We start from the raw sequence: 12,944 nt of genomic DNA on the forward strand, positions 1-12,944 counted from the left end.
CGAGACCGACCATGAGCGACTCCCCTTACATCTTCGATATCTCCGGCGCCGCCCACTTCGAGCAACTGGTGATCGAGAACTCCTTCCACAAGCCGGTGCTGGTGGATTTCTGGGCCGAATGGTGCGCGCCGTGCAAGGCGCTGATGCCGATGCTGGCGAAGATCACCGAGGAATACGCCGGTGAATTGCTGCTGGCCAAGGTCAACTGCGATATCGAGCAGGACATCGTCATGCGCTTCGGTATCCGCAGCCTGCCCACCGTGGTGCTGTTCAAGGACGGTCAGCCGGTCGACGGTTTTGCCGGCGCCCAGCCGGAAGCGGCAATCCGCGAGATGCTCAAGCCGCATGTCGCCGAACCGGCGCCCGCCTCTGCCGACCCGATGGAAGCAGCCCAGGCGCTGTTCGCCGAAGGACGTTTCAGTGAGACCGAAGCGCTGCTCAAGCAGGTGCTGACCGAGAACAACGAGAACGGCGCGGCGCTGATTCTCTACGCGCGCTGCCTGGCCGAGCGCGGCGAACTGGGCGAAGCCCAGGTGGTGCTCGATGCGGTCAAGGGTGACGAACACAAGCAGGCGCTGGCCGGCGCCAGGGCGCAACTGACCTTCCTGCGCCAGGCTGCCGATCTGCCGGAAGTGGCCACGCTGAAAAGCCGCCTGGCACAGAACGCCGAGGATGACGAGGCGGTCTACCAGCTGGCCGTGCAGCAACTGGCGCGCCAGCAGTACGAAGCGGCGCTGGACGGCCTGCTCAAGCTGTTCGTGCGTAATCGCAGCTACAGCGAAGGCCTGCCGCACAAGACTCTGCTGCGAGTGTTCGACCTGCTCGGCGGCGATCACCCGCTGGTCACCAGTTATCGGCGCAAGCTGTATCAGGCGATCTACTAAGAGCAGCGGCAAGCCTCAGGCAAATGCCAGATGCCACGCTCTATCTTGCCGCTTGCGGCTACCCCTGCCAGTGATAGATCGGCGCATCCGCGCCGGTCTCCATGCGGATCTGTGCACAGTGGCGCAGACGCACCAGCAGGCGCTTGCCAGCGGCCTCGCCACCGGCCAGCGCGGTCAACTGCGCCATCAGTTTCGGCCCTTCCACCTGCCCCGCATCGCGGACCAGTTGCAAGGCGGTCTGCCACAGGGCGTCCCCTGCATCAGCCTTGAGCTCTGGTGCCGGGGTGCTGGCTGTCGGCGCCAGCGCCACATGCTGCGCCAGTTGCGCCCAATCCTCGGCGTCCAGTTCCAGCGTCAGATCCACCGGCCAGTCGCCAATGCGCCCGCGTATTCGCACCATGTTCAGCCTCCAGTCAGGAATTCGCATGCTCCCATGGCGGAAGCGGGCTGGCCAGCCCGCCACAAAAGTTGTTATAACGTAACAATCAAACCGCACTCATGCTGGAGACCACCATGCGCCACCTGCTGCTCGCCCTGCCCTTCGCCCTGTTGCCCCTGGTCGCCGCCCAGGCTCATGAGCACGACCATGATCACGGCCATGCACATTCCCACGACAGCCTGGGCGCCCATGAACACGGTACCGCCAGCCTCAATGCCGCGCTGGACGGTAACCTGCTGGAGCTGCAATTCGAAAGCCCGGCGATGAATCTGGTCGGCTTCGAGCATGCCGCCAAGAGCGACGCCGACAAGGCCAAGGTCGCTGCGGTCAAACGCGAACTGGAGCAGCCCATCACGTTGTTCGCCCTCAACAGCGGTGACTGCAAGGCCACCGAGGTGGAACTGCAAAGCCCGCTGTTCGGCGACGCCGACCACGACCATCATGCTCACGAAGGCGAACACAGCGACATCCACGCGCACTATCGCTTCGAATGCGCCAAGGCCAATGAATTGAAACAGTTGGACCTCGCCGAGCTGTTCAAACGCTTCCCCGCCACCAAGAAGATTCAGGTACAACTGATCGGCCCGAACGGCCAGCAGGGCGTGGAGCTGACGCCGGCGCAGCCACGCCTGAGCTTCTGAACTGCCACGTCTCATTGCCGGGGCGAGCGCCGCTTGCTTCGGCAATAAACGTCTTCTCCCGACACGCAGCAGACCATGACCGAACCCCTGATCGAACTCGCCAATCTCGGCTTCGCCTGGCCCGGCCAGGCACCGTTGCTGGATATCCCCACCTTCACCCTGGCGCGCGGTGAAACCCTGTTTCTGAAAGGCCCCAGCGGCAGCGGCAAGACCACCCTGCTCGGCCTGCTTGGCGGCGTACAACGCGCACAGCACGGTCATATCCGCCTGCTCGGCCAGGACTTGGCAGCACTTTCGGCCAGCGCCCGCGACCGTTTCCGCGTCGATCACACCGGCTACATCTTCCAGCAGTTCAACCTGCTGCCGTTTCTCTCCGTACGCGAGAACGTCGAGCTGCCCTGCCGCTTCTCGCGCCTGCGTGCCGAACGTGCACGCCAGCGCCACGGCAGCATCGATGCCGCCGCCGCTGCGCTGCTCGATCACCTGGGGCTACGCGCCGAGCTGCTTGGCCGGCGCGCCGATGAACTATCCATCGGCCAGCAACAGCGGGTCGCCGCCGCCCGCGCGCTGATCGGCCAGCCGGAGCTGGTGATCGCCGACGAACCCACTTCCGCACTGGACTTCGACGCCCGCGAGGCCTTCCTGCAATTGCTCTTCGCCGAATGCCGCGCCTCCGGCGCCAGCCTGTTGTTCGTCAGCCACGACCAGAGCCTGGCTCCCCTGTTCGACCGCAGCCTGTCGCTGAGCGAACTGAACCGCGCCGCCAAGCCCGTCGAGGTCTGAGATGCATCTTCTGCGTATAGCCCTGGCAAGCCTGGCCAACCGCCGTTTCACTGCCCTGCTCACCGTATTCGCCATCGCCCTGTCGGTCTGCCTGCTGCTGGCCGTGGAGCGTGTGCGCACCGAAGCCCGCGCCAGCTTCGCCAACACCATCAGCGGTACCGACCTGATCGTTGGCGCCCGCTCGGGCAGCGTGAACCTGCTGCTCTACTCGGTGTTTCGCATCGGCAACGCCACCAACAACATCCGCTGGGACAGCTTCGAGCACTTTGCCAATCACCGTCAGGTGAAGTGGGCCATCCCCATTTCCCTAGGCGACTCGCACCGTGGCTACCGGGTGATGGGCACCAGCACTGCCTATTTCGAGCACTACCGCTATGCGCGCAGCCAGGCGCTGCACCTGGCCCAGGGCCGTGCTTTTGCTGACGATCCCTTCGAGGTAGTACTCGGTGCGGAAGTGGCCCAGGCGCTTGGCTACGGCCTCGGCGAGAACATCGTTCTGGCACACGGCGTCGCCACCATCAGCCTGGTCAAGCATGACGACAAGCCGTTCACCGTGGTCGGCATCCTCGAACGCACCGGCACACCGGTCGACCGCACGTTGCACATTTCCCTGGCCGGCATGGAGGCGCTGCACATCGACTGGCAAAACGGCATGCCGGCACGCGGCGCGGCGCAGATCAGCGCAGATCAGGTGCGAGAGTGGGCAAGTGCCTGTTCACAAGCGTCGCGAGCGCAGACGGGGCAAGGCGAAAGCGGGCGAGGAAGCGCAGTTGAGTCGAGTCTCAATGAGCATTCCGAGCCCGCTTTCAACGCAGCAGCGTCAAGCGCAGTAGCTTGTGGACAGGCGCTGCAGCCTAAGCAGATCACCGCCTTTATGCTGGGCCTCAACAGCAAGATCGCGACCTTCAGCCTGCAGCGCGAGATCAACGAGTTTCGTGGCGAGCCGCTGCTGGCGATTCTGCCGGGCGTCGCGCTGCAGGAGCTGTGGAGCCTGATGGGCACCGCCGAGCAGGCGTTGTTCGTGGTTTCGTTGTTCGTCGTGCTGACCGGCCTGATCGGCATGCTCACGGCGATTCTCACCAGCCTCAACGAACGCCGCCGGGAAATGGCCATTCTGCGTTCGGTGGGCGCCCGTCCCTGGCATATCGCCAGCCTGCTAGTGCTGGAAGCCTTCACCCTGGCACTGGCCGGCGTGGCTTTAGGTGTCGCGCTGCTCTATCTGGGCATCACCGGCAGCCAGGGTTTCGTCCAGGCCAACTATGGCCTGTACCTGGCACTCAGTGCCCCGTCGAGCTACGAGTGGAAACTGCTGGGCAGCATTCTCGCAGCAGCCGTGGCGATGGGCAGCGTGCCGGCCTGGCGGGCTTATCGGCAGTCGTTGGCCGATGGGCTGTCGATCAGGCTTTGAGGCAAAGTTGAGAGCGCCTGTCGTACACTGCGCAGGCGCTTTTACCAAGAGGTTTCTCATGTCCCGCCCCCTGCTCGCCACCCTGCTGCTGACCCTGGCCCTGCCACTGGCTGCTGCGGATGTGCGCGAACTCAATTGGTCAGACCTGATCCCGCCGGATGCGCCGCCGCAGGTGGTCGATCCGACGCCGATTCACGACCTCTCGCAACTGGCCGACGCTTTGTCAGAAGCCGGCCCGGCCGCCATGCAACAGTCGCCCGCCGCTCCAGTGGTCAAGGCACTCGATGGTCAGCAGGTGAAACTGCCCGGCTATATCGTGCCGCTGGACGTGACCGACGAAGGCCGCGTGGTGGAGTTTCTGCTGGTGCCCTACTTCGGCGCCTGCATTCACGTACCACCGCCGCCCTCGAACCAGATCGTCCACGTCACCAGCGAGCTGGGCGTGCTGCTCGATGCGCTGTACCAACCGTTCTGGGTGGAAGGCCCACTGAAAACCGAGCACGTTAGCAGCGAGCTGGCCGAAGTCGGCTACCAGATGGCAGCGGACAAGATCTACGCTTACGAATTGCCCGACAGCTGAGCCCAGCCGGGGTGCTTGTAGGAGCCCCGCCTCGGGGCGAAGCGGTCGTGGTCATCCAGAAAGACCTGCGCTGTTAGCCCTATTCGCCGCGAGGCGCGTCTCCTACACAAGCGCCTACCGATACGCCCCCAAGAAAAAGCCAGACATCGCGTCTGGCTTTTTCATATCCGGCGTCGCCATCGTCAGCTACGACTGGCGACGTGATTTTCCCGCTCGAAGCGCAGTTCGCTTTCCGCCCACTGCCGCCAGGAGCGCACCTTGCCGCGCTCGGCGCCACCACGCTCGGCACGCGCCAGCGCATCCAGGCCAGCCTGCCAGCGCGACTGTTCCAGTTCCAGCTGGGCGACGTACAGCCAGTGTTTGCCATTGCCGCTGCGTTCGGCCAACGGACGCAGCACGCGCACCGCAGCCGCACGATCACGCGCCTGCCACCAGAACAGGCCCAGGCGCTCCTGACGTGCGGCGGTGTTGGCCAGCAGGCCACTGTCGAGCATCCCGGCCAGCAGCTTGGCGCCCTGCCAGGGCTGATCGGCAGCACCGGCGAGCAGCACCAGATTGTCCAGCTCCGCTTCACTGAAACGCAGGCCCTTGCTGCGCGCTGCACGCAGGGTCGCCAGCGCCTTGTCGTTGCTGCCGGCCATCTGCTGCAGGGCGGCCAGCTGACGCCAGCTCTTGGCATCGTTCGGTTGGCGCGCCAGCAACTGGCGCTGCCAGCGCTCGGCCTGGGCATAACGTTTCAGATCAGCATTGGCCCCCACCAGAAACTGCAGCCAGATATCGGCGGCCTTGGGATTGACCTGCACGTAACGCTCGGCCAGGGGCAGCGCCTTGGCCGGCTGGTTCATGCCCTGATAGGCCTGCACCAGCATCTGCAACACCTCCTCGGAGGCACTGCCCTGATTCGGCGCCAGCAACTCGACGACCTTGGCGTAGCGGCGCTCGCCCAGGTTGAGCTTGGCTAGATTGAGGCGCTCGCCGGCCAGCATTTCAGCGTCCAGCTTGCCGCTGCGCACGGCCTTGTCCAACCAGTCGATGGCCTGAGCATTGCTGCCGGCCGACCAGGCCACATAGGCCTTGCTGCGCCAGACCAGCGCCTCTTCGAGACTACCGCTCTTGGCCTGGACATCATCCAGCGCGCGTCGTGCAGCGGCATGATCGCCCTTCTGCTGCGCAACCTGTGCCGCATTCAACGCCTTGAACACGGCCGGATCAACGGTCTGTTGGGCCATGCCGGGCACGGCTGCAGCGCTGAGCATCACGAGCAACAACCAACGGTACATGGTCAGCTCCTTTCCAGACGGAAGTAGAGGGTTTTCACCGCTTCGCGATCCACCGCCAGGCCGCCCTCGGTGCGCGGTGCAAAGCGCCAGCGTGCCGCAGCACGACGCGCTTCGCGCTCGAAGACGTTACGCGGGTTGGCCTCCAGCACGCGGATATTCTCTACACTGCCGGAGCGATTGATGGTGAACGCCAGTTTGACGAACCCTTCGATGCCACGCTGCAGCGCGTAACGCGGATAATCCGGGCGCACATCATTAAGCGGCATGACTTCGCTTTCCATGCCGCCCATCTGCCCGCCGGCCTCGGCAGCCTCGCTCGATGGCGTCGGCGCGGATGCGCCGGGGGCCAGGCCGGACAGACTCGGTGCCGGCGCGCTGTTGACGGCAATGCCGCTGGCCAGAAGACTGGGCAGTTGGATGTCCAGCGCCGGCAGGTTGGCATTTGGCGTGGCGCTTTGCGGCGTCGGCGGCGTGGGTGGCTGCGGCGTTTGCGGTTGCGGCGGCTGCGGTGCCTGCTGACGGGTGCGGCTGGCGGTCTCGCTGGCGTTACCATCCATGCGCACGAAGTTGGCCACGCTGACCGGATCCTGGCTCACCTTGGCACTCGGCGGCGCGACCATGTACAGCATCAGGGCGAACAACCCCAGGGCCATCAGGCAGGCGCCAAGAAAAGACAGCGGCAGGCGCATCAGTTGACTCCGCTACCGGCGGCCAGGGCAACATCCTGCACACCGGCCAGACGTGCCTGATCCATCACCTGAACCACCAGGCCGGTACGCGCATCCTGGTCGGCCTGCACCACCACCGCGCCGTCGGGCTGATCGACGCGCATGCGCTCGACATGGGCGCGCACGCTGCGGATATCCACCGGCTGCTTGTCCATCCAGATCTGCCCGTCGGCAGTGACGGCGATGAGGATATTGCCCTTGTCCTGCGGGTTGGCGGTTTCCGCCTGCGGGCGCTGCACTTCGACCCCGGACTCGCGAATAAAGGAGCTGGTGACGATGAAGAAGATCAGCATGATGAAGACCACGTCGAGCATCGGCGTGAGGTCGATGCCGGTGTCTTCGTCCTGCTGGTGGTGACGACGCATTCTCATGTTGGGCGATCTCAGTCGTGACGCAGCTGGTCGGCCAGCCGCTCGATGGCCTGGCTGGCTTCGCGTTCGAGGCGCGCCAGGCTGAACAATCCGGGAATGGCCAGGACCATGCCGGCCATGGTCGGCAGGGTCGCCTGCCATACGCCTGCGGCCATGCCGCGTGGGTTACCGGCGCCGTTGAGGGCGAGCACATCGAACACGGCGATCATGCCGAGCACCGTGCCAAGCAGGCCCAGCAGCGGATACAGCGCCACCAGGGTCTTGCCCAGGCGCAGCGGCGCGGCCAATTGCTGACGTGCCTGCGCCAACCAGGCCGTGCGCACGGCGCGCTGCCAGTTGCCGTTGTCGTCGGCGAGTACCTGTTGCCAGGCCTCGCGACGCTCCTGCACCCAACGCGGAAAGATCCGCCGCATGTACCAGAAGCGCTCGAACACCAGGGTCCAGAACACCACGCAGAGCACCGCCAGCGCCCACATCACCACGCCGCCGGCACTCATGAAGTCGAGCAGTGCATGGGCACTGTCGACCACACGCAGCCAGAAGGCGAACAGATCAGTCACGGCGCGGCGCTCCCGACAGGTGCAGGGCAATCAGGCCGGCGCTCTGCTGCTCGAGAATCTGGATCAGGCCCTTGCTGCGGCTGGCCAGCAAGCTGTGCAGGAACAGCAGCGGGATGGCGGTCACCAGCCCCTGCACGGTGGTCACCAGCGCCTGGGAAATCCCGTCGGCCATCATCCTCGAGTCACCACCGCCGCTCTGGGTGATGGCCTGGAAGGTCACGATCATGCCGGTCACGGTACCCAGCAGGCCGAGCAGCGGTGCCACGGCGGCGAGCAGCTTGAGCAGGCCCTGGCCTTTTTCCAGCGGCGGTGTTTCCTGCAGGATCGCCTCGTCGAGCTTAAGCTCCAGAGTCTCCAGGTCTGCCAGTTGCGGCTTGGCACCCAGTACGCCGATCACACGGCCCAGCGGGTTGTCATCACGCGGCACGCTGAGGTTGTGCATCTGCGCCTTGACCAGACGGCCGACGCGGCTCAGATAAATCATCCGCCACAGCGCCAGGAGCAGACCAAAGGTTCCCAGCACGACGATCACCCAGCCAACCAGGCCACCCTGCTGTAGACGATCCCACAGGGTTGGCTGCTGCTGCAGCTGCGCCAGCAGGCTGCCACGGCTCGGGTCGATGGGCAGCGTGGCGAGCGCATCGGTGCTGCTCAGGTAGTCCTTGACCTGCCCCAGGCCGGACGGCTGACGCGGCGGCGCCAGCAGTTGCCCGGCATCGGCGTCGTAACGCAGGAAGGCATCCTCGCCATACACGGCGAAGGCGCCCACGCGCAGCACCTGCTGCTCGCTACGCGAGCCATCAGCATTCACCACTGGCAGTTGCAGGCGCTCGATACGACCGCTGGCGGCCAGGTCTTCGAGCAGCAGCATCCAGTAGCCGTCAAGGTCTTCGGCGGAGGGCAGCGAGCGGCTCTCAGCCAGTGCCTTGAGGCGCTTCAGACGCTCCGGGTACTGGGCGTTGAGCAGGCTGTCCTGCCATTGCCCGGCAACGTCACCGGCGCTCTGGCGCACCACGCCAAACAGCTCGCCAAGGTGACCGACACGCTGCGCCAGCAGTTTTTCCTGCTCGGCCAGCTCGGCCTCCTGACGGTCGAATTCGGCTTTCAGACGTTCACTTTCGGCTTTCTGGGTATTCAGCGCCGAACGCGCGGCCGCCAGCAACTGGGCCTGCTCACCACGCTTGGCGAGAAACGCCTGTTCGCGCTCCTGCATGGCGCTGACTTCGGCAGCGCGCTCGCTGCGGATGCGCTGCAGCAGTTGATCGGGGTTGAGGGTTTCGGCCACGGCGGCCAGTGCCGGCAACAGGCTGAGCGCCAGTACGGCTACAACACGACGACTCATTGTGCGGCCTCCTCGGCCAGGGTCTTGATCGGCAGGGACAGCACGGCGGGCGCCTGCTGCTGGCGGGCGATGGCGATAGCCTGAGTCAGCGGACGACGGGCGCTGCCGTCGAGCACCTCCCAGGCCTTGGTTTGCGGGTTCCACCAGCCACTCTCATGCGCGTCGAGGGTCTGGTAATAGAGCATGCTGCGGCCCAGGCGCAGGAATTCGACGCTGCGCGAGCCGCCATCGGCCTGGTTCAACTCGCCACGCCAGGCTTCCAGAGTACGACCGTAGTCGCTCTCGATCTGGTAGGCCTCGAGAATGCGGCGATATTTATCAGCCAGGCTGACATCGGCGCGCGGCAGCAGATCCTGCAACTGGGCCAGGCGGTCTTCACGCTCTTCGGGCAGGAACGGCAGGTCGGCGGCAATAAACTCACCCAGCACCTCGACCATCTTGACCATCTGCGGGCTCACCGCTTCCTGGGTGCGTTCAATACCATCGAGCTGCTTCTGGTAACTGGCCAGCTCCTGGCGCTGGGCTTCGACCAGGTCACGCAGTTGACTGTTATAACCTTTCAAAGCCTCAGCCTGCTGCAGGGCATTGCGGTACTCGGTGAGCATCTCACGGCTGGCGTCATCCAGTTGCTCGATACGACCCTGCGAGGCTTTCGCCTCGGCGGCCAGGCGCTGACTTTCATCCAGCGCGGCATCCAGCGGCGCGGCAGCCAGCGAGCCGCTGGCCAACATCAGGGCCACAGCCAGGGAACGGAGGGGGAAGCGATTCATGCGCAGAGGGTCCTCGACAGACAGGCTTGCTTCAAAAAGAGAAACATTATCATCTAGAGATGCATTTGAAGCAATGGACAAAACACCGCAGCAGAGCCCGTCGATCTATTGAGCCAGGTCAAAAAGTGGATTGTTGCTTGGCTTAGCATTAATTCCAGCCAAGACACACAACCGACTCGAACTGGAGTTCGCTATGTACAAGTCACTGTTCACTGCCTCACTGCTGGCCCTGGCCGTCGCCGCCCCCATCGCTCAAGCCCACCAGGCTGGCGATATCCTCATCCGCGCCGGGGCCATCACCGTCAACCCGGAGGCCGACTCCTCCAGCGTCAAGGTCGATCGCGGTGGCCTCGCCGGTGCCAACCTCGGCGGAAAGGCAACCATGAGCAGTGACACACAGCTGGGCCTGAACTTCGCCTATATGCTCACCGACAATCTGGGCATCGAGTTGCTGGCGGCAACGCCGTTCGAGCATGATGTGAAGATCAAGGGCACCGTCCTCGATGCAGCCAATGGCAAGCTGGGTACCCTCAAGCATCTGCCGCCGACTCTGAGCCTTGTGTATTACCCACTAGACGCCAAGTCAGCCTTCCAGCCCTATGTCGGAGCAGGCATCAACTACACTTGGATTTTCGACGAGCACGTCGGCAGCGCCGCCAGCGCCAACGGCTTCGACAACTTCCGCGCCAAGAACTCCTGGGGCCTGGCCTGGCAGGTGGGCGCCGACTACATGCTGACCGACAGCCTGATGCTCAACGCCCAAGTGCGTTACATCGACATCGACACTACTGCCTATGTCGACAACAACGCCCTCGGCGTGCGCGCCAAGGTTGATGTGGACGTAGACCCCTTCATCTACATGGTTGGCCTGGGTTACAAGTTCTGACAGCCCTCACAGAATCGGGTAGGAGGCGGGGTCACCCCCGCCGTCCTCCCACACCACCGTACGTACGGTTCCGTATACGGCGGTTCCTGCCTACTGACAAACAGCATCAGCGAGCTTGGTTCCGTTGATGTGTCGCCTGCGGTAGCTAAGCGCCCAGACCGGCCCTCGGAGTTTCCGACTCCTACCTCCTGATGGTCTCGACCACCGCTGTTCACGGCGTTTCTGCTTTACGCTCCAACAGAGAGCACACCTGACTATCCACTCATGGCAGGTTCAGCCCTTCATCGCTCCGGTTTCGAGCAACTACTACGGCCTCTGCTGACTTCTGTTCGCCCATCCCGTCACCTCTCGGGGCCGGTAGCACATGGCAGGCCAAACAGATCTCCCAGGGTAATTCGCGCGACCTTCCTGCTTATGCCTGTCGGATTTACGTCGTAGCGTTCCGTGCAAGTATCGGGCTTTGGCAATCGTTGCTACCTCACCCCGCTACGCCGCCTCTATCCGCTTCCTGTTCGTCAGGCCAGCATTTTGCCTCGGGCTTCCTTCAGATTCGCAGTCGCCCGCGACACCCTTGCCTCTGGCTAACACTTCCCCTTGCCGGGTGTGTAGAGGACTTTCACCTCCAAGTCGTCCAGTCCACCACCACAGTGAACCGAACAGCGCCAGTCACGGCGCTACGCGCCATGCCTGGCGCACAACGAAAAAGCCCGCACTACAGAGCGTGTGAAAACGCCCTGACCATAGGCAAACCCAACGCCCCGTCTGGTTCGGGGCGTTGGTGTTTTTGATGGCTGGAAATGGAAGACGGGATTTATCCCAACAGTTCGATCAACCGACGGGCACCCAGCACATTGATGGCTCGTTTCAGGTTGTAGGCGTTGACCGCCAGGGCCATTTCCGTCCGCGCTCCCCGCAGTTGTCGGAGCAGGAAGCGACCATTACCCAAAATCCACTGCTTCAGATTGCCGAAGGGATGTTCGACGATGGATCGGCGCCTGACCATCATCTCTGGATGCGCCTGCATCCGCTGATGCATGCGTTCGAACGCGGATTCATGGACATGCCGACTCACGTGTCGACGTTTAGCCTTGGTGCAGCGTGTTTTCAATGGACAGCCCGCGCAGTCATCCTGCACGGCATAGATGCGCTGTAGGCCACTGACCTGCTTGAACAGTAGCCATTTGCCCGCCGGGCATTGGTACTGGTCATGGGTGGCGTCATAAGTGAAGGCGTCACGCTCGAACAGCGGTGTATCGTCACCCTGATTGTTGATCCCCCGGTTTGCCGGTACATAGGCCGTAATCCCAGCATCATCACAGGCTTGAAACTGCTCACCATTGGAGTAGCCGGCATCGGCTGTAACCGTCAGCTCTTCCTGTTCTAGGATCGCCTGGGCGGCCTTGGCCATCGGTTCCAGTTGCTGGTTATCGCAACCGTCCTGAGTGACGGCATGATGCAAGATCAGCCCATGCTCGCCATCTACCGCGCTTTGCACGTTATAAGCCACGCGAGCCCCCAGGTGGGTACGCATCATGCGGGCCTCGTCCTCGCCCACGACGAACTGATCCAGCCTCTGTACCTCCATCAACGTCTGGGCTGTCAGGTTATCGGCATGTCGGCTCTCCAGGTGCTGCAGCGCTACCTTGACCGCACGGCAATCAACCCCTTCAGTTGCCTCATTGCGGTCAGCCTCGTCCAGTTCTGCCAGATAACGGCTTATCTGCGCCTCCAGTTTGGCTTGTTGGCGCTTGAGCTTCGTCAGGCTCAGATGCTTGCGTTGCGACGCAACCGCCTGAAACTTGCTGCCATCGATGGCCACGAGTTGCCCACTGATCAGTCCCACCTGGCGACAGAACTGCACGAAGGTGCGGCAGGTCGCCTGAAACGCAGCACTGTTGTCCTTGCGAAAATCGGCAATGGTCTTGAAATCCGGCGCCAATCGGCCCAGCAGCCACATCACCTCGACATTGCGCTGGCACTCGGCTTCCAGGCGCCGGGAGGAGCGGATGCGCTGGAAGTAACCGTATAGATAAAGCTTGAGTAGATCCGCCGGATCATAGCCAGGACGCCCGGTCTTGAGCGGCTCGGCCTTGCTGAAACCCAGAGCCTGCAGATCCAGACGAGCGACATAGGCCTCGATCACCCGTACCAGATGATCCTCCGGTACCAGCTCCTCTGCCCCCATCAACTGATGGAGGCATTGTCTTTAGCTTGCTCTCAGACTGCTAGGTTTTCACACAGTCTGGAAAGCCGGCTTTTTCATGTGCCCGAT

14 protein-coding genes are annotated in these 12,944 nt (G+C 63.4%); 6 read left to right on the plus strand and 8 right to left on the minus strand.

Annotated features, from left to right (window positions below; translation table 11 throughout):
* Positions 1-11: 11 nt before the first annotated feature.
* Positions 12-884, plus strand: a complete 873-nt coding sequence (gene trxA, locus J7655_RS18105; protein WP_230925625.1) for a thioredoxin — start codon at positions 12-14, stop codon at positions 882-884.
* 58 nt (positions 885-942) lie between these two features.
* Here the strand turns inward: trxA and J7655_RS18110 are convergent, their stop codons facing one another.
* On the minus strand, positions 943-1,284 hold the full coding sequence (locus J7655_RS18110) for a hypothetical protein (RefSeq protein ID WP_230925626.1): 342 nt from the start codon (positions 1,282-1,284) through the stop codon (positions 943-945).
* Between the two features lie 113 nt (positions 1,285-1,397).
* Here J7655_RS18110 and J7655_RS18115 point away from each other — a divergent pair, with 113 nt between their 5' ends.
* The 4 genes from J7655_RS18115 (at position 1,398) to J7655_RS18130 (ending at position 4,735) form a co-directional block, all read left to right on the plus strand.
* On the plus strand, positions 1,398-1,964 hold the full coding sequence (locus tag J7655_RS18115; RefSeq protein WP_230925627.1) for a DUF2796 domain-containing protein: 567 nt from the start codon (positions 1,398-1,400) through the stop codon (positions 1,962-1,964).
* A gap of 75 nt (positions 1,965-2,039) precedes the next feature.
* Positions 2,040-2,747: an ABC transporter ATP-binding protein gene (locus J7655_RS18120; protein WP_230925628.1), complete on the plus strand. Its 708-nt coding sequence runs from the start codon at positions 2,040-2,042 to the stop codon at positions 2,745-2,747.
* Between the two features lies 1 nt (position 2,748).
* Entirely contained in the window at positions 2,749-4,155 is a 1,407-nt protein-coding gene (locus J7655_RS18125) for an ABC transporter permease (RefSeq protein WP_230925629.1), read from the plus strand.
* Positions 4,156-4,213: 58 nt separating this feature from the next.
* Positions 4,214-4,735 (plus strand): DUF3299 domain-containing protein, encoded by a 522-nt coding sequence (locus J7655_RS18130; protein ID WP_074858092.1) that lies wholly within the window; start codon positions 4,214-4,216, stop codon positions 4,733-4,735.
* A 182-nt stretch (positions 4,736-4,917) separates the two neighbouring features.
* Here J7655_RS18130 and J7655_RS18135 read toward each other — a convergent pair whose 3' ends face one another.
* Genes J7655_RS18135 through J7655_RS18160 form a run of 6 tightly spaced genes read right to left on the minus strand, consistent with a single transcriptional unit; the run spans position 4,918 to position 9,786 of the window.
* Positions 4,918-6,015, minus strand: coding sequence for a tetratricopeptide repeat protein (locus J7655_RS18135; protein ID WP_230925630.1), 1,098 nt, complete (start codon positions 6,013-6,015; stop codon positions 4,918-4,920).
* A gap of 2 nt (positions 6,016-6,017) precedes the next feature.
* Positions 6,018-6,704: a TonB family protein gene (locus tag J7655_RS18140; protein ID WP_230925631.1), complete on the minus strand. Its 687-nt coding sequence runs from the start codon at positions 6,702-6,704 to the stop codon at positions 6,018-6,020.
* Entirely contained in the window at positions 6,704-7,114 is a 411-nt protein-coding gene (locus J7655_RS18145) for an ExbD/TolR family protein (RefSeq protein WP_125874146.1), read from the minus strand. The genes J7655_RS18140 and J7655_RS18145 overlap by 1 nt, the downstream gene beginning before the upstream one ends.
* A gap of 11 nt (positions 7,115-7,125) precedes the next feature.
* Positions 7,126-7,674 carry a MotA/TolQ/ExbB proton channel family protein gene (locus J7655_RS18150; RefSeq protein WP_230925632.1) on the minus strand — a complete coding sequence of 183 codons (549 nt, stop codon included), beginning with the start codon at positions 7,672-7,674 and terminating at the stop codon, positions 7,126-7,128.
* On the minus strand, positions 7,667-9,016 hold the full coding sequence (locus J7655_RS18155; RefSeq protein WP_230925633.1) for a MotA/TolQ/ExbB proton channel family protein: 1,350 nt from the start codon (positions 9,014-9,016) through the stop codon (positions 7,667-7,669). The genes J7655_RS18150 and J7655_RS18155 overlap by 8 nt, the downstream gene beginning before the upstream one ends.
* Entirely contained in the window at positions 9,013-9,786 is a 774-nt protein-coding gene (locus J7655_RS18160) for a DUF3450 domain-containing protein (protein WP_230925634.1), read from the minus strand. Before J7655_RS18160 ends, J7655_RS18155 begins: the two co-directional genes overlap by 4 nt.
* A gap of 193 nt (positions 9,787-9,979) precedes the next feature.
* On the opposite strand from J7655_RS18160, the gene J7655_RS18165 reads away from it, so the two are divergent.
* Positions 9,980-10,672 (plus strand): OmpW/AlkL family protein, encoded by a 693-nt coding sequence (locus tag J7655_RS18165; protein WP_230925635.1) that lies wholly within the window; start codon positions 9,980-9,982, stop codon positions 10,670-10,672.
* Positions 10,673-11,483: 811 nt separating this feature from the next.
* On the opposite strand, the gene J7655_RS18170 is transcribed toward J7655_RS18165, so the two are convergent.
* The gene (locus J7655_RS18170; RefSeq protein WP_230925636.1) at positions 11,484-12,857 is read right to left on the minus strand and encodes an IS1182 family transposase; all 1,374 of its coding nucleotides are present in this window, start codon (positions 12,855-12,857) and stop codon (positions 11,484-11,486) included.
* Positions 12,858-12,944 lie beyond the last annotated feature (87 nt).

It is taken from the genome of Pseudomonas wenzhouensis (assembly GCF_021029445.1).
Classification (GTDB): Bacteria; Pseudomonadota; Gammaproteobacteria; order Pseudomonadales; family Pseudomonadaceae; genus Aquipseudomonas; species Aquipseudomonas wenzhouensis.